We start from the raw sequence: 25,794 nt of genomic DNA on the forward strand, positions 1-25,794 counted from the left end.
ATATCCTTCAGGTGGGAAACTGGCCGCGGTCGGTAGCCGCGATGGCAAGCTGATAGCCGCGGCAGGAGCGCAGGAAGGCGCCGAGGATCGCGGCGGCCAGATCGGCATGCCGCGCCTTGAACGTGAGCCGGCCCGCGCCTGGCGGCTGATAGCGCAGCGCACAGGTCCAAAGCCCGAGTTCGTGGCTGAGCGTCCTGAGGCAGAGCTTTGCCTCAGTCGTGGACGTCAGGTGGATGACCGCATCGACCAGGGCATCGGCCGCCATCAAATCGCGGAACCGAGGCGACGGCCACTCGTCCGCGGCGAGACCAGGCAGTTCCCGGATCACGCGGACAGCCTCCCAGACATGATGCTCACGCAGGCGGCGAACTGCGCTCAGCCGTAGCAGCAGCACATCCAGGGGATCTGCATTCGCCTCGACAGTAGCTGGCCGCTGGCGCAAACCTGTATCGGGCAGGAGCCTCCGGACATGATGACGCAGGCTGAAATCGTGAAGAGACATGGAACTCATCCGTATTCGATGAGGAGAACCTAGCTCCGTCAGGCGTCCGGATTCGATTCCGACTTCGCGCGCCCGGCATAAGATTTCCGTAAAGCCTCCCGATTGATGCTGTCCAAGGCATTCATGCGCGGCTAGATTGACAATCGAAGGGACTGAAACCCCGTGAAACGCAGGCGCGTGGCGTCGAAATAATCTGACGCAAAAGATGACGTGCACGCAATTTTGCGCTAGGTAGCCCCTTCTGTGGCGATAAGGATCGCCATATTTCGCGCAATGCCCTGTCCGTGAAGGAACATGCCCATGCCTGCCTATCGCTCACGTACCACCACCCACGGCCGTAACATGGCCGGCGCCCGCGGCCTCTGGCGCGCGACGGGCATGAAGGACAGCGATTTTGGCAAGCCGATTATTGCAGTGGTGAACTCGTTCACCCAGTTCGTGCCGGGCCACGTGCATCTCAAGGATCTCGGCCAGCTCGTCGCCCGCGAGATCGAGGCGGCCGGCGGCGTCGCCAAGGAATTCAACACCATCGCCGTCGACGACGGTATCGCCATGGGTCACGACGGCATGCTCTATTCGCTGCCGTCGCGCGAAATCATCGCCGACTCGGTCGAGTACATGGTCAATGCCCACTGCGCCGACGCCATGGTCTGCATCTCGAACTGCGACAAGATCACGCCCGGCATGCTGATGGCGGCGCTGCGCCTCAACATCCCCGCCGTCTTCGTCTCCGGCGGCCCGATGGAAGCCGGCAAGGTCGTGCTGCACGGCAAGACCCATGCGCTCGATCTGGTCGACGCCATGGTCGCCGCCGCCGACGACAATGTTTCCGACGAGGACGTCAAGGTCATCGAGCGCTCCGCCTGCCCGACCTGCGGTTCCTGCTCCGGCATGTTCACCGCCAATTCGATGAACTGTCTGACCGAGGCCCTCGGCCTGTCGCTGCCCGGCAACGGCTCGACGCTCGCGACCCACGCCGATCGCAAGCGCCTGTTCGTCGAAGCCGGCCACCTGATCGTCGACATCGCCCGCCGCTATTACGAGCAGGAGGACGAGAGCGTCCTGCCGCGCAACGTCGCCTCCAAGCAGGCATTCGAAAACGCCATGGCGCTCGACATCGCCATGGGCGGCTCGACCAACACCGTGTTGCATATTCTCGCCGCGGCTTACGAAGGCGAGATCGATTTCACCATGGACGACATCGACCGGTTGTCACGCAAGGTGCCCTGCCTGTCGAAGGTGGCGCCGGCCAAGAGCGACGTCCACATGGAAGACGTGCACCGCGCCGGCGGTATCATGTCGATCCTCGGCGAACTCGACAAAGGCGGCCTCATCAACCGCAATTGCCCGACGGTCCACAGTGCCACGATTAGTGACGCCATCGACCGCTGGGACATCACCCGCACGTCGAGCGAAACGGTGCGCAACTTCTTCCGCGCGGCGCCGGGCGGCATCCCGACGCAAGTTGCCTTCAGCCAGGAGGCGCGCTGGGACGAGCTCGACACCGACCGCGAAAAGGGCGTCATCCGCTCGGTCGAGCATCCCTTCTCCAAGGATGGTGGCCTCGCTGTGCTTAAGGGCAACATCGCCATCGACGGCTGCATCGTGAAGACCGCCGGCGTCGACGAGAGCATCCTGAAGTTCTCCGGTCCGGCCCGCGTGTTCGAAAGCCAGGATGCATCGGTCAAGGCGATCCTCGGCAACGAGATCAAGGCCGGCGACGTCGTCGTCATCCGCTACGAAGGCCCGAAGGGTGGCCCGGGCATGCAGGAAATGCTCTATCCGACGAGCTACCTGAAGTCGAAGGGCCTCGGCAAAGCTTGCGCGCTGATCACCGACGGCCGCTTCTCCGGCGGCACCTCCGGCCTCTCGATCGGCCACGTTTCTCCGGAAGCGGCCAATGGCGGCACGATCGGTCTCGTGCGCGAAGGCGACATGATCGATATCGACATCCCGAACCGCACGATCAGCCTGCGTGTCGACGAGGCGGAGCTTGCGAGCCGGCGCGCCGAACAGGACGCCAAGGGCTGGAAACCGGCCGAACAGCGCAAGCGCAAGGTGACGACGGCGCTCAAGGCCTATGCCGCCTTCGCCACCTCGGCCGACCGCGGAGCAGTGCGCGACCTCGGCGACCGCTGAGACGAAAAAACAGAAGCAGTCCGAAGGCTCCCGAAGTTCGGGGGCCTTTTTTCTTTGGCCGGATGTCAGGCTCTGGCCCGTTCCGCACCGCTGCCTTCTTTGCCCGGCCGCGTGCATCTGTTATTTTAGGCTACCCTAAGATTAAAACAGGTGGGTCATGGCGAACGCATCCGAACTGGTCGGCACCTGGAAGATGCTCTCCTGGAAACGCAAGGTTGTCGCCACCGGCGAAACCAGCGATGCCATGGGCGCCGATCCTATCGGCTACCTCTCCTACTATCCCGACGGGCGCGTCAGCGCCGTCGTGGTGAGGCGCGATCGCCCCGCATTGAAGGGCGCCGTACCGACGAACGACGAAAAGGCGGCGCTCTTCGATTCGATGCTCGCCTATGCCGGATCCTATAGGCTTGAGGATGGCCGGGTCATCCACCAGCTGGATGCGAGCTGGAACCCGGCCTGGGGCATGTCCGATCTGATCCGCCCGTTCTACGTGGAAGGCGACAGGCTGGTGATCTACGGCGCACCGGCCATCGACCCCCGGACTGGCGAAGAGGTCACATACAATCTCGAGTTTCGTCGGATGTGACCAGCCGCCATTTCCAGACGTCAGAGATGGCGCGTTTCGGCCGGCGCATGGAACCAGTTGTTGTTGCGTCCGTCCATATATTGCACCGGCGCCTCGGCGAGCACCGCCGGATCGAGATCGTCGAGGCAGGCGACGTTGACCGAATAATAGGCGCCGCCGATCTCCTCGATGTAGCCGTGGCCGAAGGCCGCGACGCCGCAGGTCTTGCAGAAACGGTGATGCACGCTGTTGCTGCCGAATTGGTAGTCGGCAATGTTGGCTTCGTCACACTGCAGGCGAAAACCGTCGGGCTTTACGATTGCCCCCCAGTAGCGCCGCTTCCAGCAGATCGAGCAATTGCATTTGCCTGTGCCGGCATCGAGGTCGACATCGGCCTCATAGCGGATATTTCCGCAATGGCAGCTTCCCTTATAGGTCAGTTTCATAGCCGTCACTCCTGCTTTCCGGGCCCAGGCGGACCCCGCTTTGCCGCCCATCCATTTGACAATACGCTGTCAGATGAAGCCGATGCAGTTCATTTGCCACATTGACAACATGCTGTCAACTGAGAGCGAGATCGAAAGCCGCCTCGTATCGCACCTTGCCGCAACTGGAGCTGCCCTTGTAAGTCCTCTTCGCCATGCTTTCTTCTCCCTGCTGAAAGGGCTTGCTGAAACCAATCCATTATGACAACATGATGTCATGCAAAAACTTCCGCACAACGGGTGGCACTGTCAACATGAAAGACCCTGAACGCACGCACGCCGGCGACGCCTTTGCGGAATTTGCGATAACCGCGTTGCGGCTTGCCGGTCCGCTGACGCAGGCCGGCGACGCACTCGCTAAACCTTCCGGACAGACGAGCGCCCGCTGGCAGGTCCTGGCAGCAGCAAACCACGCCCCCATGTCGGTCGCCGATGCGGCACGCGCCCTCGGCCTCGCGCGCCAGGGCGTGCAGCGCATCGCCGACCTGTTGGAAGCGGAAGGCCTGATCGCTTACAGAGACAACCCGACCCACCAAAGGGCAAAACTCATGGTCCTGACGGCGGCCGGCGAAACGGCGCTGCACGAAATCAAAGAGCGTCAGGCGGCCTGGGCCGACAGGCTCGGTGCCGAATTGGGTGAAAGACGCCTGCGGCAGGCCTCGGCCTTGATGGCGGAGATCATCGAAGTCCTCAAGGAACGATCCTCACCGGAAGATCCCGCGCCTTAATCAACCGCCGTTCAAGCCAGTGTCAGGAGATCCGCGCGCAGGCGGTCCGGTCCACCTTCGCCAAGCACCGGATCGAGCGCCTCATGCAATGCCTTCCAGATGGGTATGGCACGCGCCAGCAGCGCTGCGCCCTCCTGCGTCAGCCGCAGCCGCCGCGACCTTCGGTCCTCCGGGTCGGGAAAGCTCTCGATCAGGCCGCGCCGTTCCAAGGGCTTCAGCGCCGCAGTCAGCGTCGTCCGGTCCATGGCGAGCAGCGACGCAACCGATCCCATGTTCGGAGGCGCCGGACGATTGAGCGACATCAGCAGGGAGAACTGCCCGTTGGTGATATCGAGGGACCGCAGCGCCTCATCGAACCGGCGGGCTATGGCACGCGCGGCACGCTGCACATGCAGGCAGAGGCAGGTATCCTTCACATGCAAGGTGGTTTCGAACGGAATTAAAGGCATCTTTGACATGGCTGATTAATGTTGATATCAACGTAATTAGTCAAGTGCAACGTTGGAAGGAGGAACGGGCATGAGACAGGACCACGCAGTCGTATCGCCTCAGGAGTGGTTGGAAGCGCGCAAAACTCTGCTCGCGCTGGAAAAGGAACACACCCACGCACGCGACAAGGTCAATGCCGCCCGGCTGGCTCTGCCCTGGGTGAAGATGGAAAAGACCTACGTTTTCGACACGTTGACCGGGCGCAAGTCGCTGTCCGAACTGTTCGACGGTCGCAGTCAGCTCATTGTCTACCATTTCATGTTCGGCCCCACCTGGGAGGCCGGCTGCCCCGGCTGCTCCTTCCTGGTCGACCACTTCGCCGGCATGCTGCCACACCTCAACCACCACGACGTGACGCTGATCGCCGCATCGAATGCGCCGCTGGCGAAGATCGAAGCCTACAGGAAGCGCATGGATTGGCACTTCCCATGGGTCTCTGCGGAGGGCAACGGGTTCAACCATGATTACCACGTCGCCTTTTCTCCTAACGAACTGGCAAGCGGCAAGGTCGCCTACAATTTCACCGAGATCGAAAGCGCCGACGCGCATGAGGAACTGCCGGGACTGAGCGCCTTCCAGAAAGGCGAGGACGGCGCGATCTATCACACCTACTCGTCCTATGCCCGCGGTCTTGAGGAACTGGTCGGCACGTTGATGCTGCTCGACCGGGCGCCGAAGGGCCGCAACGAAGACCACACCATGAGCTTCGTCCGCCGCCACGACGAGTACGAAAAGGAGCGCGGGCGCAAGGCAGGCTGACCCTCCTCGTCCTTCGCGGGCGGAACCTTTCGCCTGCGAAATCGTTTCCAGAACGCTCGCGTGCCGGGTCGATGATCTGCGCCCGGACCAAGAAGGAAATCCCGTGAAAGCAGAACCGGAAGAACCGCACCGCTGGCTCGAACAAATGCTGGGCGACTGGCACGTTCGCACGACCGGATCCGACGGCGAGGCCGACGGGAGCGGCCCCTGGACCGAACACGTTCGCTCGCTTCAAGGCCTTTGGATCGTCTGCGAAGGTCAGGGAACGATGCCGGGCGGCAGCTTCGGCGAAACGCTCATGACGCTCGGCTACAATCCCGAGACGAAACGCTACATCGGCACCTGGGTTGGCTCCATGCTGACCCATATGTGGGTCTATGACGGCGAACTGGATGCGGAAGGCAGATCCCTGTCTCTCTACTGCGATGGACCGGATTTCGAAAACCCCGGCAGAATCGCGCGGTACCGGGACGTCATAACGCTCATCGATCACTCCCGGCGTTTGCTGACGGCGCAGGTGCAGGCGCAGGACGGAAGCTGGAAAGACATGATGACGGCGGAATACCTGCGCCGGGATTGACCGCGGGATCGGCGGCGATGCTCGGTTTCCGGCCGCGTCCCGCTTCAACCCGCTCCGACGACGGTCCATTCGAACATGCAACCATGCGGCACGAAATGCGCCGCGCCAAGCAAACTGGAGGAAGGCAATGGCAGATCACGGCAAATTTGTTTGGTATGAACTGATGACGACGGACATGGCCGCGGCGGAGACCTTCTATAAGGACGTCGTCGGCTGGGATGCCCGCGATGCCGGCATGCCCGGTATGAGCTACACGCTGTTCAATATCGGCGAGCTGCCGGTTGCCGGACTGATGACGATGCCGGAAGGCGCGCTCGAAATGAAGGTACCCCCGGCCTGGCTCGGTTATGTCGGTGTCGACGATGTCGATGCGACCGCCGCCAAGATCGCTGCCAAGGGTGGCAAGGTTCATCGGGCGCCGGACGATATTCCGGGCATCGGGCGCTTTGCCGTCGTCACCGATCCGCACGGCGCCGTGTTCGCGATCTTCAAGGGAACGGGCGATCCGCCGCCGGTCACCGATCCGATGGCGCCCGGTCTCGTCGGCTGGCACGAACTCGCGTCCGGCGACCTCGACACCGCCTTCCCCTTCTACGCCGAGCTCTTCGGCTGGACGAAGGACCAGGGCATGGATATGGGCGAGATGGGCACCTACCAGATCTTTGCCCATGGCGCCGCCCCGATCGGCGGCATGATGACCAAGCCGAAGGAAGTGCCCGCACCCTACTGGCTCTACTACATCAACGTGCCCGCGCTCGACGCGTCGATCGAGCGTATCAAGGCCGATGGCGGCAAGGTGGTGCTCGAGCCGATGGAGGTGCCCGGCGGAGCCTGGATCGTCCAGGCGCTCGACCCGCAAGGTGCCCTGTTCGCACTGGTCGCGCCGAAGCGCTGAACGGTCGCGTCAACCGACAAGCACGCACATCAGGGCCCGCCTCCCATCAGGAGGCGGGCCTCTTTCGATCCGATAGTGCGGTGACGGAATGCAAGCCGCTGCCCTGCACCACGCGCATCCCTCGGTTGCGGCGCGGCCCCTAGTATTTCAGGGTATTTCAAGGTTATTTAACACCTTATACGATAACAGGGGCAACGAGCACACTGATTTCGGATGGGTTTCTTGTCACACGACAAGAATTGTCGCGACAGCCCAAGCGATGAGCGGCGACATGAGTGGAGCAACTTCGCGTAAATGAAGAACAAAGGCGGCAGCTATACGCCCCCGGAAACGGGCGTTGCAGAAGCGCGCACGGCGAAGGCGCTGCGTCGCAAGCTCCAATGGCTGCTCGCCATCGTCGTTGCCTGCACCGGTGTGCTCGCCACCGAGATCATCGCCGCCTCCTACAGCGATTTCGTCATCGCCCGCCGCAACCTGACCGAGGTCATGGCCTTTTGCCGAGTGCTCGACGCTGCAAACTACCTCTCGGCCGAACGTGGTCCCTCCAATGGCGTGCTCGGCATCGGCGTGGCACCCGGCTCGCCGGTCCAGGCCCGGCTTGCCGAGTTTCGTGCCCGCAGCGACGAGGCGCTCTCCAAGCTCACCGAAGACATCGACAGTGCCAGCCGCACCGAACCTGCCGGCGCCCTCTCCCCCATTCTCGTCGAGGTCCGCCGCCGCCTGATGCTGGCCCGCGCCGAGATCGATCGCATTGCCGCGCTTCCGCCCGAACAACGGGACCTGACGGAGATCCAGGCGACGATCGAGGCAATGTTCGGCGTCATCGACGCGCTTCGCCCGGCGGTCGACTGGAACATCCAACGCTTGACCAACACTGACCCGAACCTTGCCGGTATCGCACTTGCGGCACAGATGCTCGCCAATCTGCGCGAGGACGGCGGTCGCCTCGGCTCGCAGGTCATGGCCCCGGTTGCTGTCGGCCGGCCGCTCGAAACAAAGAACATCGCCGATAGCGAGCGCACACGCGGCAGGCTGCAGGAAATCTGGTCGATCGTCGGCAAGCCCGGCGCCCTTCCCGGCCTGAAACCGGCCAATATCGCAGATCTCGCCAGGATCGACCGCGAATTCTTCGGCGAAGGATTTGCGATCATCGACAGCATCGTCGCCATCGGCCGACAATCGGGCGCCTATCCGATGACCGCCGAGCAACTGACCGACCGCTTCGTCCCGAAGATGAAGCCGCTCGAGGATCTTCGCCGCGCCTTTATGGATGCGACCGTCGAGCGGCTTTCGGCAAACAAGACGAGGGCCTCATTCAAGCTGGCGGTCGCCAGCCTCGCGACCTTCGCCCTGTTCCTGGTCTTGCTGGTCTTGATGCGCCGCGCCCGCTCGCTGGTCTTCGAACCGCTGCTCATCGCACGCCACAGCATCATCGAGCTCGCCAACGACCGGCCGATCGCCCGTCTTCAGGGCAAGGGCGGTGAAGGCGAGATGGGACGTCTGTTCGACGCGATCGATGTGCTGCGCAAACGCCTCGACGAACGCGCGTTGCTGATGCAGCACCTTGAACATCAGGCCGAAACCGACGAGCTGACCGGCCTGCTCAACCGCCGGGCATTGGAGCTCATCGGCGGCGCGGAAGACACGGCCGATAACAGCCAGGACGCCTGTCTGATCCTGATGGACATCGACCATTTCAAGCAGATCAACGATACCCACGGCCATCTGGTCGGCGACATCGTGATCAAGGAAACCGCCCGCATCATCCGCAACTCCGTGCGCAACTCCGATCTCGTCGCGCGTTTCGGCGGTGAGGAGTTCGCGGTCATCACGCCCGGCGACAACATCGAGTCGGCCCTTGCGCTGGCGGAGCGGATCCGGGCCAATCTTGCGCGCGAGCCGATCGTCGTTGCGGATGGACAGCAACTGAACGTCACCGCCAGCTTCGGCGTGGCGGAGGGCCGGACCGCAAACGGCGGCTGGAAGCACCTGATCGAGTGCGCCGACACGGAGCTCTATCGCGCCAAATCCGAAGGCCGCAACCGCGTCTGCGGCCACCCGGCAGAGGCGACCCTTTCCCACTTCACGAAGACGAAATCCGCGCGCGCGTAGCCAGAAAGTCGAGCACGACCCGCACGCGCGACGGCAAGGCTCCGCCTTGGCCGAGAAACACGGCATGGAAAGTCTCGATATCACCGGGATTGAGATGCTCGACGAGCGGCAGCAGCCGGCCGGCCTGGATATCTTCCCTGACCGTGAAGGTCGGAAGCCGGGCAAGGCCCACACCCGCAAGCGCAAGCTGGCGCAAGCCCTCGCCATCGCTGACCCTTACCCTTTCTGTCGGCGGCAGAACGATCTGCTCTTCATTCGACAGCAAAGGCCAACCATCGGACGCCCGGGCGTAGCTATGGCTCAGCCGGTTGTGCACCTCGATATCCTCGATGGTCTGAGGCACGCCAAAACGATCGAGATAGGATGGAGCACCGACGATCGTCATCGATGTGGTGCCGAGCTTGCGTGCGATCAGGCTCGATGTCGTCAGCGGACCGGCGCGCACGGCGACATCGACCCGCTCCGCCATCAGGTCGACCACGGCATCGGTCTGCAGGATATCGAGGGAGACCGACGGAAACGCCGACAGGAATTCCGGCAGCACCGGCATCAACGCATGCGTCGCATAGGACGCGCTGACATTGAGGCGCACCCGGCCCTCCGGCGTTTCGCCGGCGCCCGCCGAGCGCTCCGCCTCGTCGATGTCGGCGAGGATGCGCACGACCCGTTCATAGAAGACGCAGCCTTCCGCCGTCAGTTGCAGCCGCCGCGTCGACCGGTTGACGAGCCGGACGCCAAGCCTTTCCTCCAGTCGCTGGACGAGCTTGCTGACGGCCGAGGGCGTCATGCAGCAAACTTTTGCCGCAGCCGAGAAGCCGCCAAGCTCCACCACCTTGGCAAAAACCGCCATCTCCCCAGAACGATTGATCGTCAAGCGCGACATGTGACTTCAACTCACAAATGATGTTCCTTCATGAGGTCTACATCGCAAATGACCCCAACACCACCTTCTCCTTGAAGCGAGCATCGACCGCCGGTTTCTCGCGCGAACAAAGCCAACGAGGAGATTGAAGACATGGAATACAGACGGCTTGGATCATCGGGACTGAAGGTGCCGGCCTTGAGCTTCGGCGCTGGAACCTTCGGCGGCAAGGGGCCGCTTTTCAGCGCCTGGGGCAACAGCGACCCAGCCGAAGCGCGACGACTGATCGACATTTCGCTCGAAGCCGGCGTCAACCTCTTCGACACGGCCGACGTCTACTCGGACGGCGCCTCCGAGAGCGTGCTCGGCGCCGCGATCAAGGGACGGCGCGATGCCGTGCTGATTTCGACCAAGATCGCGCTGCCGATGGGCGACGGGCCGAATGATGCCGGCACGTCGCGAGCGCGCCTGATCAAAGGCGTCGACGACGCCCTCAAGCGGCTCGGCACCGACTACATCGACCTTCTGCAACTGCACGCCTTCGACGCCGGCACGCCGGTCGAAGAGGTGCTATCGACTCTCGACAACCTCGTTACCGCCGGCAAGCTGCGTTACGTCGGCGCCTCCAACTTTGCCGGCTGGCAGCTTATGAAGTCGTTGGCGGCCTCTGAGAAGCACGGCCTCGTGCGCCACGTCGCCCACCAGGTCTATTATTCGCTGGTCGGCCGCGACTACGAGTGGGAATTGATGCCGCTTGCGGCTGACCAGGGCGTCGGCGCGCTCGTCTGGAGCCCGCTCGGCTGGGGCCGCCTCACCGGCAAGATCCGCCGCGGCCAGCCCTGGCCGGAAGGCAGCCGCCTGCACGACACCGCTGCCTTCGGCCCACCGGTTGACGACGAAAAACTCTACGACGTCGTCGACGTGCTCGACCAGTTGACCGAGGAGACCGGCAAGACGGTTCCGCAGATCGCCATCAACTGGCTCTTGCGGCGCCCGACCGTGTCGAGCGTCATCATCGGTGCCCGCAACGAAGAGCAGCTCCGCCAGAACCTTGGTGCCGTCGGCTGGTCGCTGTCGCCGGAACAGATCGCCCGGCTCGATGAAGCGAGCAGGACGACGCCGGCCTATCCGTACTTCCCCTATTACCGCCAGGAAGGGTTTGCGCGGATCAACCCGCCGATCGTCTAACGGCAATGGAGCCAGTCTTTCGCGCGCCTGAACGGGCGTGCGAAAGCGCTGCAGCGCCTTGATTTTCCTCAGCCACTTTCGCGCTTGCTTTCTTACTTTGCATTGCACAAACTTCCCGGAGATGGGGGCGTCAGACCCGCCACGAAGGGGATCAAATCCGGTATGTCGATCAAGGCCAGCATCTACCATCTGACCCACTACACCTATGACCGTCCCATAAGGCTGTCGCCGCAGATCATCCGCCTGAAGCCTGCGGCCCATTCCAAGACGAAGGTCATCAGCCACTCGCTGAAGGTTTCGCCCGCCAATCATTTCGTCAACCTGCAGCAGGATCCCTACGGCAACTACCTTGCCCGCTTCGTCTTTCCCGATCCGGTCAGCGAGTTGAAGATCGAGGTCGATCTCGTCGCCGACATGACCGTCTACAACCCCTTCGACTTTTTCGTCGAAGAAGAGGCCGAGCACTGGCCCTTCCCCTATCCTGAAGACCTCGGTGAAGACCTCAAGATTTACATGACACCGGAACCGGTCGGCCCGGCGCTTGGTGCTTTCCTCGCGACAGTCGACCGTTCGCGGCAACGCACCATCGACATGGTCGTCGGGCTCAATGCGCGTCTGCAAAGCGAAATCGGCTACGTCATCCGCATGGAGCCGGGTGTGCAGACGCCGGAGGACACATTGACGTCGGCGCGCGGTTCCTGTCGCGATTCGAGCTGGCTGCTGGTCCAGATCCTGCGCAATCTCGGCTTCGCCGCCCGTTTCGTCTCCGGCTATCTCATCCAGCTCACGCCCGATCTCAAGGCGCTCGACGGCCCCTCGGGCACCGACCACGACTTTACCGACCTGCATGCCTGGGCCGAGGTCTATCTGCCTGGCGCCGGCTGGGTCGGGCTCGACCCCACCTCGGGCCTCTTGACCGGCGAAAGCCACATTCCGCTTGCCGCAACGCCCCATTATCGCAACGCCGCGCCGATCTCCGGCGGCTTCTTCGGAGATCCCGACACCCGAACCGATTTCGCCTTCGACATGAAGGTGACACGTGTCGCCGAACATCCGCGCATCACCAAGCCCTTCTCCGACGAAAGCTGGGAAGCTCTGAATGCGCTCGGAGAGCAGGTCGATCGCGTGCTCCAGGAAAACGACATACGGCTGACGATGGGCGGCGAGCCGACCTTCGTCTCCATCGACGACTTCGAGTCCGAGGAGTGGAACACTGACGCGGTCGGCCCGACCAAGCGCGAGAAGGCGGATGCGCTGATCCGCCGGCTGCGCGAGCGCTTCGCCCCCGGCGGTTTCCTGCATTACGGCCAGGGCAAGTGGTATCCCGGCGAAAGCCTGCCGCGCTGGACCTTCTCGCTCTACTGGCGCAAGGACGGCGTGCCGATCTGGCGCCGCCCCGACCTCATCGCCGAGGAGGCAGGCCGCCACGACGTCACCGCGAAAGACGCCGAACGTCTGTTGCATCTGATGGCAGGCGAATTGAGCGTGCCGACCGAGATGGTCGTACCGGCCTTCGAAGACCCCGCCGACTGGCTGCTGAAGGAGGCAAACCTCCCCGAGAACGTCGATCCCTCCAATTCCAAGCTGAAGGACCCCGAAGAGCGCAGCCGCATGGCCCGCGTCTTCGAACGCGGCCTGACGGCACCGACCGGCTACGTGCTGCCTGTGCAGGCCTGGAATGCGCGTGCCACTGGCGTGCGGTGGATGAGCGAGAAATGGCAGACGCGCCGCGGCCGCATCTTCCTCGTTCCCGGCGACAGCCCCGTCGGTTATCGCCTGCCGCTCGGCGCCTTGCCCTATGTCGCGCCCTCCGCCTATCCCTATATCCATCCGGTCGATCCGACCGTTCCCCGGAACGATCTGCCTGACTTCGCCGAGAGCACCGCCCGCCCGCAGCATTCCCGCTTTCAAGCCGCGGAAGTACCGGAAACCCCGCAGGCACAGCCACGCGACGAAATCGCCGGGCTGGTGCGCACCGCCATCAGCGTCGAGCCGCGCGACGGCAGGCTCTGCGTCTTCATGCCGCCGATGGCCAGCATCGAGGAATATCTCGAGCTGATCGCCTCCGCAGAACGCGCTGCAGCCGCGATCGGGCTGCCCGTACACATCGAGGGCTATGCGCCGCCGCAGGACGAGCGCATCAATGTCATCCGCGTTGCGCCGGACCCGGGCGTGATCGAGGTCAATATCCATCCGGCAGCCAACTGGCAGGATTGCGTCGACATCACCACGGCGGTCTACGAAGAGGCGCGGCAGAGCCGGCTTGGCGCCGACAAGTTCATGATCGACGGACGTCACACCGGTACCGGCGGCGGCAACCACGTGGTCGTCGGCGGTGCCAATCCCAACGACAGTCCGTTCCTGCGACGCCCGGACCTCCTGAAGAGCGTCGTCCTGCACTGGCAGCGCCACCCGTCGCTTTCCTATCTGTTCTCCGGCCTCTTCATCGGCCCGACATCACAGGCGCCGCGCATCGACGAGGCCCGGCACGATCAGCTCTATGAGCTTGAAATCGCGCTCGCTCAGGTGCCGATGCCGGGTTCGGCGACCCCGCCACCCCTGCCTTGGCTGATCGACCGGCTGTTCCGCAATCTGCTCGTCGATGTCACCGGCAACACCCACCGTGCCGAGATCTGCATCGACAAGCTGTTCTCGCCGGATGGTCCGACCGGGCGTCTCGGCCTCGTCGAGTTCCGCGGCTTCGAGATGCCGCCGAACGCCCGCATGTCGCTTGCCCAGCAACTGCTGGTGCGCGCCCTCATCGCTCGCTTCTGGAAGCACCCGGTCGATGGCCGCTTCGTGCGCTGGGGGACGACGCTGCATGATCGCTTCATGCTGCCGCACCATGTCTGGCAGGATTTTCTCGAAGTGCTCGCCGATCTTCGCGCCCACGGCTTCGACTTGAAGCCCGAATGGTTCGAGGCCCAGCTGGAGTTCCGTTTCCCCTTCTGCGGCGAGGTCGAATACCAGGACGCCAGGCTCGAAATCCGTCAGGCGCTCGAACCCTGGCACGTGATGGGTGAACAGGGCGCGATCGGCGGAACCGTGCGCTATGTCGACAGCTCGGTCGAGCGCCTGCAGGTGAAGCTCGATACTGCCAATCCCGAGCGCTACACGCTCGCCTGCAACGGTCGGCCCGTGCCGTTGACGCGCACCGGCACCAACGGCTCAGCCGTTGCCGGCGTCCGCTACAAGGCCTGGCAGCCGGCCTCGGGCCTGCACCCGGTCCTGCCGGTCAACACTCCCCTTACATTCGATATCTATGATACATGGTCGAATCGGGCGATTGGCGGATGCATCTACCACGTCGCCCACCCGGGTGGGCGCAGCTACGACACGTTTCCGGTCAACGGCAACGAGGCGGAGGCGCGGCGCCTGTCGCGGTTCGAGCCCTGGGGTCATACGCCAGGTGGATATCCGCTACGCCCGGAAAGCCCGTCGATGGAATTCCCGATGACGCTTGATCTCAGGCGTCCGCCAGGAGCGTAAATGGCGAAAAAGCAAACAGCCGCCGAGAGCCATCGGGGCACAGAGGACGATCCGGTCTTCGGTTACCGCGCCCTTCCTGATATCGCCGACGAGATGCTCGACCGGGAGGGCAATGTCCGCCCCGTCTGGCAGCGGCTACTCGCGACCCTGGGGCGGCTCGACGAAACGGAACTTGCCAACCGCTTCGCCCGCGCCGACCGCTACCTGCGCGACGCTGGCGTCTTCTACCGTGTCTACGGTGCCAAGGAGGCTTCCGACCGGAACTGGCCGCTGTCGCATATCCCCGTCCTGATAGACGAGAAGGAATGGGCAACGGTTTCACAAGGGCTCGTGCAGCGTGCCGAACTGCTGGAGAAGGTGGTCGCCGATGTCTACGGCGAGAACCGGCTGGTGCGCGAGGGCCTCCTGCCGCCGGCACTGGTCGCCTCAAACCCGGAGTTCCTACGGCCGCTCGTCGGCGTGAAGCCGGCCGATGGTCATTTCCTGCATTTCGTATCCTTCGAGATCGGCCGCGGCCCCGACGGCAATTGGTGGGTGCTTTCGGACCGCACCGAAGCGCCCTCCGGCGCCGGCTTCGCATTGGAGAACCGGGTCGCGACCACGCGCGCCTTTTCCAATCTCTACGCGGAATCCCATGTCCACCGACTGGCGGGCTTCTTCGGTGAATTCCGAGACGCGCTTCAGAGCCGCAAGCTGCATCCGGATGACCGCATCGCCGTGCTTTCGCCCGGCATCGCCAACGAGACCTATTTCGAACACGCCTATATCGCCCGCTACCTGGGCTTCATGCTGCTTGAAGGTGAAGACCTGACGGTCCTGGGCGGCCGGGTGATGGTGCGAACCGTCGCCGGCCTCAAGCCGGTGGGCGTGCTCTGGCGGCGCCTTGATGCCGCCTTTGCAGATCCCCTCGAGCTCAACCAGTCCTCGCATATCGGCACACCCGGCATCGTCGAGGCGCTTCGCGCCGGCTCCGTCTCGATCGTCAACGCGCTCGGCACCGGCATCGTCGAGACACGCGCCTTCCTCGCCTTTCTGCCGGCGATCTGCCACCATTTGCTCGGCGAGGAGCAGAAGCTCCCCTCGATCGCCACCTGGTGGTGTGGACAGCCGGCCGAGCGCGAACAGGTCGCTGCCAACCTCGATCGCATGGTCATCGGCCCGGCCTATGCGACGCGCCCCTTTTTCGATGACAACGGCCAGTCGGTGCTCGGCGCCACGCTCGACGAGCAAGCCCGCGCCTCGATCGCCGATTGGCTCGGCGCCGAGGGCGGCAATCTCGTCGGCCAGGAGGTCGTCACGCTCTCGACCACTCCCGCCTGGGTTCGCGGCCGGCTGACGCCACGGCCCATGAGCCTGCGCGTTTTTGCAGCACGCACCCGTGACGGCTGGCAGATCATGCCCGGCGGTTTCGCCCGCATCGGCTCCGGCGACGATGTCGCGGCAATCGCCATGCAGGCAGGCGGCACTGCCGCCGACGTCTGGATCGTCAGCGACCGGCCGGTGGAACGCACGACGCTGCTTCCGGCCGAAGAAAGCTTCACCCGCAACATGCCGGGGAGCCTGCCGAGCCGGGCCGCCGACAATCTCTTCTGGCTCGGCCGCTACATCGAGCGTTCGGAAGGGGCGCTGCGCATCCTGCGCGCGTGGCATGGCCGCTTCGCCGAAACCGCCGATCCGGACCTGCCGCTCCTGAGGGACGTCAGCGATTATCTAGGCGCGCTGGACATCGACACGCGCCAGCCAGTGCCCGACAGTCTGCTCGCCAATATCGCGAGCGCCCTTTTCAGCGCCGGCAACATCCGCGACCGATTCTCCCCGGACGGATGGTTGGCGCTCAACGACCTGTCGCAGACCGCGCGCAAGTTCCACGCGACGGTGCAGGCCGGCGACGATGCGACGCGCGCGATGACGGTGCTGCTCCGCAAGCTCGCCGGCTTTGCCGGTCTCGTGCATGAAAACATGTACCGTTTCACCGGGTGGCGCTTTCTGTCGATCGGCCGATACCTGGAGCGCGGCCTTCACATGACGCGGCTGCTCGGCCATATGTCGGGCCCGGATGCGCCCGACGGTGCCTACGACATGCTGCTCGAGATCGGCGACAGCGTCATGACCCATCGCCGGCGCTACAATGTCAGCACCGCCGCCTTGACCGTGACCGACCTTTTGGCACTCGACCCGCTCAACCCGCGCTCCGTGCAATACCAGTTGAACGAGATCAAGACCGAGGTGGAACTGCTGCCGAACGCCTTCGTCAATGGGCAGATGTCACCCTTCTACCGCGAGGCGATGCGTCTGCATTCGGGCCTCGCGGTGATGACGCCGGAAGCGATGAACCTCGGTGTCTACAATCGCCTGGAGCGGGATCTCGAAAGCCTCTCCGATCTGCTTGCGCGAACCTATCTCGGCTAGCGGGCGAAGGGACGGACATGCTCTACGATATCAGCCTGAAGATCACCTACGACTATGAAGTACCGGTTTCCGGCGGCCGCCATCTCGTGCGCGTGATGCCGGCGACGCTCCCCGGTCGCCAACGGCTCATCGTCGGTTCGCTGAGCTGCCAGCCAATGCCGGCCGAGCGCGCCGAAAGCATCGACTTCTTCGCCAACCCTTTCACCTCGATCCTGTTTCGGTCCTCTCACGACGACCTGACGATCCGCATGCAAGCGCGGGTACAAGTCGAGCCGCAGCCCTTGACCGCGGACTTTTCGCCTGACCTCGCCGGTCTGCCGGCCGAGCTCTCCGCCTGCTGGTCCGTTGACGCCGACGCACCGCATCACTTCACGGGACCAAGCCCGCTCCTGCCGGAAGTGCCTGAAATTGCCGCCTACGCGCAGGGAACCATCACGGACACCATGACGGTCCGACAGATTGCCGCAGCATTGTGCGATCGCATCCACCACGATTTCACCTATGACGGCGAGGCCACGACGGTGAACACGACACCGGGCGAGGCGTTCAAGCTGAAGCGCGGCGTCTGCCAGGATTTCGCCCATGTGATGATCGTGGCGCTGCGAAGCCTCGGGATCCCCGCCGGCTATGTCAGCGGCTTCCTGCGGACAATCCCTCCGCCCGGCAAGGAACGCCTCGAGGGTGCCGACGCCATGCACGCCTGGGTGCGGATCTGGTGCGGCACCACGGGCGGCTGGCTCGAACTCGACCCGACCAACAATATTCCGGCAGGAACCGACCATATCGTCGTCGGTCACGGGCGCGACTATGGCGACGTTGCGCCCGTCATCGGGGTCCTGAAAAGCTATGGCAGCCAGACGACAAAACAGGCCGTCGACGTCATTCCCGTGCCCTGACCCGAATTGACACACCCCAATTCTCGTTTTCATACACGGCATATGCCGCGGAACCCGCTGTAAGCACTGGTTTTCCTGCATTCCGTTAAAATTGCAGCGATCGCCGGAACGAAATCGTAAGCCATCGACGCTATTGATGCCCGCAAGCTTGCAACGTGTTCCTTTGGGGTGTGCAAAGATGGGAAGACGATACACTGTAGGCCGGTCCTTCGTAGCGATGCTCAAGGACCGGGGTGGCAATTTCGGCATTATGGCCGCACTCGCAGCGCCATTGATGTTGGCAGCCGGCGGCGTCGCCATAGATATGGCCGGCATGATGACGGCCAAGAACCAAATGCAGGATGCAGCGGATGCAGCAGCGCTTGCGGCGGCCTCTTCTCTGGTTTCGAAGGATCCACCAACGATTGCGAAGGCAAAGGAAATAGCCGCGGCCTTCCTCAACAACCAGTCGGGTGGCACCAGCGTCGACGTTCCCGGCGGGAATGATCCAGGCGGCACGGGATCGCTGGCCAAAACCGCTTCGGCGGAGGCGTCAGCGGCCAGCCAGCCGGTCATCGAGATCATTGAAAGCAGCAATGGCCCTACCGGCAAGGCCTACAACGTCAAGGTCCTGAACAAGCAGACGTTCCAGTTTAACGCGATGACACGCTTGCTCGGGAAGACGTCAATCGACATCGAAACCCGTGCCACCGCCGAAAGCGCGACAGAGAGCAAGAATGCGCTCTCGATGTATCTGGTGCTCGACCGCTCCGGCTCCATGGCCTGGAAGACCAATACGAAGGACACGACCAAGACGTCGTGCCCGAACTACACGGAATCGAACTGGAGCAGGTATCCGAACCTGAAGGCAAGCAGCCCCTGCTACGTGACGAAGATCGACGCGCTGAAAACCGCAGTCGGCGATTTGCTCAAGCAGTTGAACACCGCCGACCCGAACACTCTTTATGTCCGCACGGCGGCCGTCTCCTACAATTCCGCCCAGGACACGGCAGGGAACCTCGCATGGGGTACAACCGGCACCTCGACTTATGTGAACGCCCTTGTCGCAACAGGTGGCACTGCATCGGGCAACGCGTTCAAGACAGCCTACAACCGCGTTGCCGCGACGACCGAGGATGACGCCCACAAGGCTAAGAACGGCCAGGTTCCCACAAAGTACATCGTCTTCATGACCGACGGCGACAACAACAACACGAGCGACGACACGACAACCCTGACGTGGTGCGACACCGCACGAAAGAACAAAGTTCAGGTCTATACCGTCGCCTTCATGGCGCCCGATCGCGGCAAGGCGTTGCTCAAGGCCTGCGCGACGACCGAAGCGAATTACTTCCAGGCGGAAGAAGCCGCCGATCTGATCGCAGCCTTCAAGGCGATCGGCGAAAAAGCCTCGGCCATGGCTACGCGCCTGACGAAATAAAACACCAAACCTGTGCCCTCCTTGCCGCCCGGTCCCGCCGGGCGGCATTTGCTTTCGGTATCGCCGACCTGCTCCACCAACGGCTTCCCACCGTTTGAGACAGTTCTAATCCATTTAAAAACATCTGTTGCAAGCGCTTCGGATCGATGCATAAATTGCCTTCATCCCCGGTCGGGTCCGACCTGCGACCTCCCAACGCAAAAGGGTAAAGACAGTTTCATGATGAACAGGCTCTCCACCAACGACGTGCCGCAGCCCGCCCTGAGGTCGTCCGAACCCGGCCAGCTCGCCGTCGAAATCCTCGAACGCCTGAAGTATCGCATCGGCAAGGATCCGAAGGTTGCCAAGCCGCACGACTGGCTGACGGCGGCGATTCTGGTCGCGCGCGACCGCATCACCGACAAGTGGATGGATTCCACCCGCAAGACCTACGCGACCGGTGCAAAGCGCGTCTACTACCTCTCGCTCGAGTTCCTCATCGGCCGCCTGATGCGCGACGCCATGACCAATATCGGCCTGATGGACGAGATGCGCGATGCGCTCGCCTCGCTCGGCGTCGATATCGACGTCGTCGCCCAGCTCGAGCCGGATGCGGCCCTCGGCAACGGCGGTCTCGGCCGTCTCGCCGCCTGTTTCATGGAGTCGATGGCGACCGTCGACGTGCCAGCCTATGGCTACGGCATCCGCTACATGCACGGCCTTTTCCGCCAGCAGATGGCCGACGGCTGGCAGGTGGAGCTGCCGGAAACCTGGCTCGCCCACGGCAATCCCTGGGAGTTCGAACGGCGCGAAAGCTCCTACGAAATCGGCTTCGGCGGGGTCGTCGAGACAGCCAATGTCGACGAGGAAATCCAGCGTTTCGTCTGGAAGCCGGCCGAGCGCGTTATCGCCACCGCCTTCGACACGCCCGCCGTCGGCTGGCGGGCAAAACGCGTCAACACGCTCCGCCTCTGGACGGCACAGCCGATCGACCCGATCCTGCTTGCCGCCTTCAACGCCGGCGACCACATCGGCGCGCTGCGCGAGAGCAACAAGGCGGAAAGCCTGACCCGCGTTCTCTATCCCGCCGACGCGACGCCGGCCGGCCAGGAACTGCGGCTGCGCCAGGAATATTTCTTCTCCTCCGCCTCGCTGCAGGACATCCTGCGCCGGCATCTTCAGCAATATCCGGACTTCACCTCGCTGCCGGACGCCGTCGCCATTCAGTTGAACGACACCCACCCGGCCATCTCCGTTGCCGAACTGGTGCGCCTCCTGACGGATCTGCACGGCCTCGATTTCGAGCAGGCCTGGGACATCACCCGCCGCACGATCTCCTACACCAACCACACGCTTCTGCCGGAGGCGCTGGAAAGCTGGCCGGTGCCGCTCATCGAGCGGCTGCTGCCGCGCCATATGCAGATCGTCTATGCGATCAATGCCAAGATCCTGATCGAGGCGCGCCGGCAGAAGGGCGCAACGGACGACGATATCCGCAACATCTCGCTGATCGACGAGAGTGGCGAACGTCGCGTGCGCATGGGCAACCTTGCCTTCGTCGGTTCGCATTCGATCAATGGCGTTTCGGCACTGCATACGGAGCTGATGAAGGAAACGGTCTTTGCCGACCTGCACAAACTCTATCCCGATCGCATCAACAACAAGACCAACGGCATCACCCCGCGCCGCTGGCTGATGCAGTGCAATCCTGGTCTTTTCGGCCTGATCCGCGACGCGATCGGCGACGAGTTCATGGACAATACCGAGGCGCTGCAGGCACTCGACGCCTTCTCGGGCAAGGCGGATTTCCAGGAGCATTTCGCCGCCGTCAAGCGCGCCAACAAGGTCCGCCTCGCCCAGCTCGTGCAGAGCCGGCTCGGCATCAGGCTCGATCCGTCGGCGATGTTCGACATTCAGATCAAGCGCATCCACGAATACAAGCGCCAGCTTCTCAACATCATCGAGGCGGTTGCGCTCTACGACCAGATCCGCTCGCATCCGGAGCTCGACTGGGTGCCGCGCGTCAAGCTCTTTGCCGGCAAGGCGGCGCCGAGCTATCACAATGCCAAGCTGATCATCAAACTTGCCAACGACGTCGCCCGGGTCGTCAACAACGACCCGGCCGTGCGTGGCCTGCTCAAGATCGTCTTCGTTCCGAATTACAACGTCTCGCTCGCCGAGATCATGGTTCCGGCCGCCGACCTCTCCGAGCAGATTTCGACCGCCGGCATGGAAGCCTCTGGCACCGGCAACATGAAGTTCGCACTGAACGGCGCTCTGACGATCGGCACGCTTGACGGCGCCAATGTCGAGATGCGCGACTGGATCGGCGAGGAAAACATCAAGATCTTCGGCATGACCGCCGAAGAGGTGACCAGGGCAAGAGCCGAGGGCCACAATCCGCGCGCCATCATCGAAGGCTCGCGCGAACTGTCGCAGGCGCTCCAGGCGATCGCCTCCGGCGTGTTCTCGCCGGATGACCGCAACCGCTTCTCCGGTCTTATCGACGGTCTTTACAATCACGACTGGTTCATGGTCGCCGCCGATTTCGAGGCCTATGCCAAGGCCCAACGCGAGATCGACCAGCTCTGGACGACACCGTCCGACTGGTATGCGCAGGCCATCCGCAACACCGCACGGATGGGCTGGTTCTCATCCGATCGCACCATCCGGCAATATGCCGGGGAAATCTGGAGAGCTGGATGACGCCTTCGGCCGGCAAGGACCCGGAACCCGCAGCTTCAGGTCTGCTGTCACCGCCGGATATCGCGGCCATTCTTTCGGGCACGCACGAAGACCCCTTCGCGGTCCTCGGCGTGCACCCCGCCGGCAAGGCCGTCCTTGCCCGCTGTTTCATTCCCGATGCCGAAACCGTCGTGGTGGAAACACTTGCCGGAAAGGAACTCGGCACGCTCGAGCGGCGTGACGACGCCGGCTTCTTCGAAGGGTCCGTGTCGCTGAAGAAACCCCAGCCGGTGCGCTACCGCGCCCGCAATGAGGGCGGCGAATGGATCGTCGTCGATCCCTATAGCTTCGGTCCGGTGCTCGGCCCGATGGACGACTACTACATCCGCGAAGGTTCGCACCTCCGGCTGTTTGACAAGATGGGCGCGCACCCGATCCACCACGACGGTGCCGAGGGTTATCACTTTGCCGTCTGGGCGCCCAATGCCAAGCGTGTTTCCGTCGTCGGCCAGTTCAACGACTGGGACGGCCGGCGCCACGTCATGCGGCTGCGCACCGACACCGGCATCTGGGAAATCTTCATTCCCGGCGTCGAGGGCGGCCTTGCCTATAAATACGAGATCCTCGATCGCAACGGCACGCTGCTGCCGCTGAAGGCCGATCCCTTTGCCCGGCGCTCCGAACTGCGGCCGAATACCGCCTCAATGACGACGCCGGAGATCGCGCAGACCTGGGACGACGAGGCGCATCGAAAGCATTGGGCGTCGATCGATGCCCGGCGCCAGCCGATCTCGATCTACGAGGTCCATGCCGGCTCCTGGCAGCGCCGCGACAATGGCGAAATGCTCTCCTGGGACGAGCTTGCCGACCGGCTGATCCCCTATTGCGTCGACATGGGCTTCACCCATATCGAGTTCCTGCCGATCTCGGAGTTTCCCTTCGATCCGTCCTGGGGCTACCAGACGACAGGGCTCTATGCGCCCACCGCCCGCTTTGGCGAGCCGGAAGGCTTTGCGCGTTTCGTCAACGGCTGCCACAAGGTCGGCATCGGCGTCATCCTCGACTGGGTGCCGGCGCATTTCCCGACCGACGAGCACGGTTTGCGCTGGTTCGACGGCACGGCACTTTACGAACACGAAGATCCGCGCCAGGGCTTTCACCCGGACTGGAACACGGCAATCTACAATTTCGGTCGGCAGGAAGTGCTGTCATTCCTCGTCAACAACGCGCTCTATTGGGCCGAGAAGTTCCATGTCGACGGCTTGCGCGTCGATGCGGTCGCCTCGATGCTCTACCTCGACTACTCGCGCAAGCACGGCGAGTGGGTGCCGAACGAGTATGGCGGCAACGAGAACCTCGAGGCGGTTCGCTTCCTGCAGACGCTGAACACGGAAATCTACGGATCCCATAAGGGCATCCTGACGATCGCCGAGGAATCGACCTCCTGGCCGAATGTGTCGCATCCGGTCCATGCCGGGGGTCTCGGCTTCGGCTTCAAGTGGAACATGGGCTTCATGCACGACACGCTGCAATATCTGTCGCGCGAGCCGGTGCACCGCAAGTTCCACCACAACGACCTGACCTTCGGCCTGCTCTACGCCTTCAGCGAAAACTTTGTCTTGCCGCTGTCCCATGACGAAGTCGTGCACGGCAAGGGATCGCTGATCGCCAAGATGGCCGGCGACGACTGGCAGAAGTTTGCCAATCTCAGGGCCTATTACGCCTTCATGTGGGGCTATCCCGGCAAGAAGCTCCTGTTCATGGGACAGGAATTCGCGCAATGGCGCGAATGGTCCGAGGAGCGCGCGCTCGACTGGAACCTGCTCGAATATCACCTGCACGAGGGCATGCGGCGCCTCGTGCGTGACCTCAACGGCACCTACCGCGCCAAGCCCGCCCTTCATGCCCGCGATTGCGAAGGCGACGGCTTCGAGTGGCTGCTTGCCGACGACCGCGACAATTCGGTCTTTGCCTGGCTGCGCAAGGCGCCGGGTGAAAAGCTCGTCGCCGTCATCACCAATTTCACCCCCGTGTACCGGGAGAGCTACGCCATCCCGCTGCCGGTTGAAGGTCGTTGGAAGGAGATCCTCAACTCTGACGCGGAAATCTACGGAGGGAGCGGCAAGGGCAACGGCGGCGCCGTCTATGCCGGGAAGAGCACCACGGGAGCAATCATGGCCAACATCACGCTGCCGCCTCTGGCGACACTGATGCTGGAGCAGGAGTAAACTTCATCCGGTCCGCCAGCCGAAATCGGCAGGCGGAACGAGATTGTAAAATTCGAGGGCCGCAAGGCGTCGCCAAGAGCCGCCGTGACGACCCCGGAAGTCAATGATTGGGGAGGACAAATGGTGGAAAAGCGTACGCAACCTCTGGCACGTGATGCCATGGCCTATGTTCTCGCTGGCGGTCGCGGCAGTCGCCTGAAGGAACTGACCGACCGGCGGGCGAAGCCGGCAGTTTATTTCGGCGGCAAGGCTCGTATCATCGACTTCGCGCTATCGAATGCGCTGAACTCCGGTATCCGCCGCATCGGCGTCGCCACCCAATACAAGGCGCATTCCCTGATCCGACACCTGCAGCGCGGCTGGAACTTCTTCCGCCCCGAGCGAAACGAAAGCTTCGACATCCTGCCGGCCAGCCAGCGCGTTTCCGAGACGCAGTGGTATGAGGGCACCGCCGACGCCGTCTATCAGAACATCGACATCATCGAGGACCACGGCGTCGAGTACATGGTGATCCTTGCCGGCGACCATATTTACAAGATGGACTACGAATTGATGCTGCAGCAGCACGTCGATTCCGGCGCCGACGTCACCATCGGCTGCCTCGAAGTGCCGCGCATGGAGGCGACCGGCTTCGGCGTCATGCATGTCGACGACAAGGATCGCATCATCGCCTTCGTCGAGAAACCGGCCGACCCACCGGGTATTCCCGGCAATCCGGACATGGCGCTTGCCTCGATGGGCATCTATGTTTTCCACACGAAGTTCCTGATGGATCTTCTGCGCCGCGACGCCGCCGATCCGAAATCGAGCCGCGACTTCGGCAAGGACATCATTCCCTACATCGTCGACAACGGCAAAGCCGTCGCCCACCGGTTTGCGCAGTCCTGCGTGCGCTCCGATTTCGAGCGCGAGGCCTATTGGCGCGACGTCGGCACGATCGATGCCTATTGGCAAGCCAACATCGACCTGACCCATGTGACGCCCGAGCTCGACATCTACGACAGCACCTGGCCGATCTGGACCTTTGCCGAGATCAAGCCGCCGGCAAAATTCGTGCACGACGACGAAAACCGCCGCGGCTCGGCAACGTCGTCGCTCATATCCGGCGACTGCATCATCTCCGGTGCTGCGCTCAACCGCAGCCTGTTATTCACAGGCGTCAGAGTAAATTCATATTCCCGTCTGGAGAATGCCGTAGTTCTTCCCGATGTGAAGATCGGTCGCCATGCGCTCTTGAGCAACGTGGTCATCGACAGCCGTGTCGTGATCCCGGAGGGGCTCGTTGTCGGTGACGATCCGGAGCTCGATGCCAAGCGTTTCCGACGTTCGGAGAACGGCGTCTGCCTGATCACGCAAACGATGATCGACAAGCTGGGAATGTAGG

The 25,794-nt window shown here is 63.1% G+C and carries 19 protein-coding genes; 15 read left to right on the forward strand and 4 right to left on the reverse strand.

From position 1 onward, the window contains the following. Window positions 1–7: 7 nt before the first annotated feature. Entirely contained in the window at window positions 8–502 is a 495-nt protein-coding gene (locus tag V7S54_RS16995; RefSeq protein ID WP_065375364.1) for a hypothetical protein, read from the reverse strand. 300 nt (window positions 503–802) lie between these two features. Here V7S54_RS16995 and ilvD point away from each other — a divergent pair, with 300 nt between their 5' ends. After that, complete coding sequence (ilvD, locus tag V7S54_RS17000; protein WP_065375365.1) at window positions 803–2,641, forward strand: dihydroxy-acid dehydratase; 1,839 nt, start codon at window positions 803–805, stop codon at window positions 2,639–2,641. A 157-nt stretch (window positions 2,642–2,798) separates the two neighbouring features. Then, window positions 2,799–3,227: a lipocalin-like domain-containing protein gene (locus V7S54_RS17005; RefSeq protein ID WP_065375366.1), complete on the forward strand. Its 429-nt coding sequence runs from the start codon at window positions 2,799–2,801 to the stop codon at window positions 3,225–3,227. Between the two features lie 20 nt (window positions 3,228–3,247). Here V7S54_RS17005 and V7S54_RS17010 read toward each other — a convergent pair whose 3' ends face one another. Continuing rightward, window positions 3,248–3,652, reverse strand: a complete 405-nt coding sequence (locus tag V7S54_RS17010; RefSeq protein ID WP_065375367.1) for a GFA family protein — start codon at window positions 3,650–3,652, stop codon at window positions 3,248–3,250. 293 nt (window positions 3,653–3,945) lie between these two features. Between V7S54_RS17010 and V7S54_RS17015 the strand changes: the two genes are divergently transcribed. Beyond that, window positions 3,946–4,419, forward strand: coding sequence for a MarR family winged helix-turn-helix transcriptional regulator (locus V7S54_RS17015; protein ID WP_057254611.1), 474 nt, complete (start codon window positions 3,946–3,948; stop codon window positions 4,417–4,419). Window positions 4,420–4,430: 11 nt separating this feature from the next. On the opposite strand, the gene V7S54_RS17020 is transcribed toward V7S54_RS17015, so the two are convergent. After that, window positions 4,431–4,877, reverse strand: coding sequence for a MarR family winged helix-turn-helix transcriptional regulator (locus V7S54_RS17020; RefSeq protein WP_057254610.1), 447 nt, complete (start codon window positions 4,875–4,877; stop codon window positions 4,431–4,433). A 61-nt stretch (window positions 4,878–4,938) separates the two neighbouring features. Between V7S54_RS17020 and V7S54_RS17025 the strand changes: the two genes are divergently transcribed. From V7S54_RS17025 to V7S54_RS17040, 4 genes are all read left to right on the forward strand, one after another. Further along, the gene (locus tag V7S54_RS17025; RefSeq protein WP_065375368.1) at window positions 4,939–5,667 is read left to right on the forward strand and encodes a DUF899 domain-containing protein; all 729 of its coding nucleotides are present in this window, start codon (window positions 4,939–4,941) and stop codon (window positions 5,665–5,667) included. A gap of 103 nt (window positions 5,668–5,770) precedes the next feature. Continuing rightward, a complete protein-coding gene (locus V7S54_RS17030) occupies window positions 5,771–6,247 on the forward strand; it encodes a DUF1579 domain-containing protein (RefSeq protein ID WP_065375369.1) in 477 nt (158 codons plus the stop codon). A 127-nt stretch (window positions 6,248–6,374) separates the two neighbouring features. Beyond that, window positions 6,375–7,142 (forward strand): VOC family protein, encoded by a 768-nt coding sequence (locus V7S54_RS17035; RefSeq protein WP_336408641.1) that lies wholly within the window; start codon window positions 6,375–6,377, stop codon window positions 7,140–7,142. 294 nt (window positions 7,143–7,436) lie between these two features. Further along, a complete protein-coding gene (locus V7S54_RS17040) occupies window positions 7,437–9,254 on the forward strand; it encodes a GGDEF domain-containing protein (protein WP_065375371.1) in 1,818 nt (605 codons plus the stop codon). Here the strand turns inward: V7S54_RS17040 and V7S54_RS17045 are convergent. Then, window positions 9,226–10,137: a LysR family transcriptional regulator gene (locus V7S54_RS17045; RefSeq protein ID WP_065375372.1), complete on the reverse strand. Its 912-nt coding sequence runs from the start codon at window positions 10,135–10,137 to the stop codon at window positions 9,226–9,228. The two genes, V7S54_RS17040 and V7S54_RS17045, sit on opposite strands and share 29 nt — an antisense overlap. A gap of 132 nt (window positions 10,138–10,269) precedes the next feature. On the opposite strand from V7S54_RS17045, the gene V7S54_RS17050 reads away from it, so the two are divergent. The 8 genes from V7S54_RS17050 to glgC all read left to right on the forward strand — a co-directional run bounded on the left by V7S54_RS17050 (window position 10,270) and on the right by glgC (window position 25,793). Beyond that, on the forward strand, window positions 10,270–11,304 hold the full coding sequence (locus tag V7S54_RS17050) for an aldo/keto reductase (RefSeq protein ID WP_065375373.1): 1,035 nt from the start codon (window positions 10,270–10,272) through the stop codon (window positions 11,302–11,304). 162 nt (window positions 11,305–11,466) lie between these two features. Beyond that, window positions 11,467–14,793, forward strand: a complete 3,327-nt coding sequence (locus tag V7S54_RS17055; protein ID WP_065375374.1) for a transglutaminase family protein — start codon at window positions 11,467–11,469, stop codon at window positions 14,791–14,793. Beyond that, on the forward strand, window positions 14,794–17,202 hold the full coding sequence (locus tag V7S54_RS17060) for a circularly permuted type 2 ATP-grasp protein (RefSeq protein ID WP_065375375.1): 2,409 nt from the start codon (window positions 14,794–14,796) through the stop codon (window positions 17,200–17,202). Between the two features lie 17 nt (window positions 17,203–17,219). Next, on the forward strand, window positions 17,220–18,098 hold the full coding sequence (locus tag V7S54_RS17065; RefSeq protein WP_065375376.1) for a transglutaminase family protein: 879 nt from the start codon (window positions 17,220–17,222) through the stop codon (window positions 18,096–18,098). Between the two features lie 178 nt (window positions 18,099–18,276). Continuing rightward, complete coding sequence (locus V7S54_RS17070) at window positions 18,277–19,518, forward strand: vWA domain-containing protein (RefSeq protein ID WP_065375377.1); 1,242 nt, start codon at window positions 18,277–18,279, stop codon at window positions 19,516–19,518. A gap of 219 nt (window positions 19,519–19,737) precedes the next feature. Beyond that, entirely contained in the window at window positions 19,738–22,203 is a 2,466-nt protein-coding gene (locus V7S54_RS17075; protein ID WP_141679463.1) for a glycogen/starch/alpha-glucan phosphorylase, read from the forward strand. Further along, entirely contained in the window at window positions 22,200–24,410 is a 2,211-nt protein-coding gene (gene glgB, locus V7S54_RS17080; RefSeq protein ID WP_065375378.1) for a 1,4-alpha-glucan branching protein GlgB, read from the forward strand. Before V7S54_RS17075 ends, glgB begins: the two co-directional genes overlap by 4 nt. A gap of 120 nt (window positions 24,411–24,530) precedes the next feature. Beyond that, window positions 24,531–25,793: a glucose-1-phosphate adenylyltransferase gene (gene glgC / locus V7S54_RS17085; protein WP_065375379.1), complete on the forward strand. Its 1,263-nt coding sequence runs from the start codon at window positions 24,531–24,533 to the stop codon at window positions 25,791–25,793. Window position 25,794: the final 1 nt, after the last annotated feature.

Origin of the sequence: Ensifer sp. CCNWLY38 (genome assembly GCF_037120565.1) — a bacterium.
GTDB lineage: Bacteria > Pseudomonadota > Alphaproteobacteria > Rhizobiales > Rhizobiaceae > Ensifer > Ensifer adhaerens_H.

Bases quoted from the DNA above. Each gene is read 5' to 3' on its own strand.
- V7S54_RS17035 (WP_336408641.1), top strand. From the start codon at position 6,375: ATGGCAGATCACGGCAAATTTGTTTGGTATGAACTGATGACGACGGAC.
- V7S54_RS17045 (WP_065375372.1), bottom strand. From the start codon at position 10,137: ATGTCGCGCTTGACGATCAATCGTTCTGGGGAGATGGCGGTTTTTGCC.
- V7S54_RS17005 (WP_065375366.1), top strand. From the start codon at position 2,799: ATGGCGAACGCATCCGAACTGGTCGGCACCTGGAAGATGCTCTCCTGG.
- V7S54_RS17020 (WP_057254610.1), bottom strand. From the start codon at position 4,877: ATGTCAAAGATGCCTTTAATTCCGTTCGAAACCACCTTGCATGTGAAG.
- V7S54_RS17060 (WP_065375375.1), top strand. From the start codon at position 14,794: ATGGCGAAAAAGCAAACAGCCGCCGAGAGCCATCGGGGCACAGAGGAC.
- glgC (WP_065375379.1), top strand. From the start codon at position 24,531: ATGGTGGAAAAGCGTACGCAACCTCTGGCACGTGATGCCATGGCCTAT.
- V7S54_RS17075 (WP_141679463.1), top strand. From the start codon at position 19,738: ATGATGAACAGGCTCTCCACCAACGACGTGCCGCAGCCCGCCCTGAGG.
- V7S54_RS17055 (WP_065375374.1), top strand. From the start codon at position 11,467: ATGTCGATCAAGGCCAGCATCTACCATCTGACCCACTACACCTATGAC.
- V7S54_RS17015 (WP_057254611.1), top strand. From the start codon at position 3,946: ATGAAAGACCCTGAACGCACGCACGCCGGCGACGCCTTTGCGGAATTT.
- V7S54_RS17040 (WP_065375371.1), top strand. From the start codon at position 7,437: ATGAAGAACAAAGGCGGCAGCTATACGCCCCCGGAAACGGGCGTTGCA.
- V7S54_RS17065 (WP_065375376.1), top strand. From the start codon at position 17,220: ATGCTCTACGATATCAGCCTGAAGATCACCTACGACTATGAAGTACCG.
- V7S54_RS16995 (WP_065375364.1), bottom strand. From the start codon at position 502: ATGTCTCTTCACGATTTCAGCCTGCGTCATCATGTCCGGAGGCTCCTG.
- ilvD (WP_065375365.1), top strand. From the start codon at position 803: ATGCCTGCCTATCGCTCACGTACCACCACCCACGGCCGTAACATGGCC.
- V7S54_RS17010 (WP_065375367.1), bottom strand. From the start codon at position 3,652: ATGAAACTGACCTATAAGGGAAGCTGCCATTGCGGAAATATCCGCTAT.
- V7S54_RS17025 (WP_065375368.1), top strand. From the start codon at position 4,939: ATGAGACAGGACCACGCAGTCGTATCGCCTCAGGAGTGGTTGGAAGCG.
- V7S54_RS17070 (WP_065375377.1), top strand. From the start codon at position 18,277: ATGGGAAGACGATACACTGTAGGCCGGTCCTTCGTAGCGATGCTCAAG.
- V7S54_RS17050 (WP_065375373.1), top strand. From the start codon at position 10,270: ATGGAATACAGACGGCTTGGATCATCGGGACTGAAGGTGCCGGCCTTG.
- glgB (WP_065375378.1), top strand. From the start codon at position 22,200: ATGACGCCTTCGGCCGGCAAGGACCCGGAACCCGCAGCTTCAGGTCTG.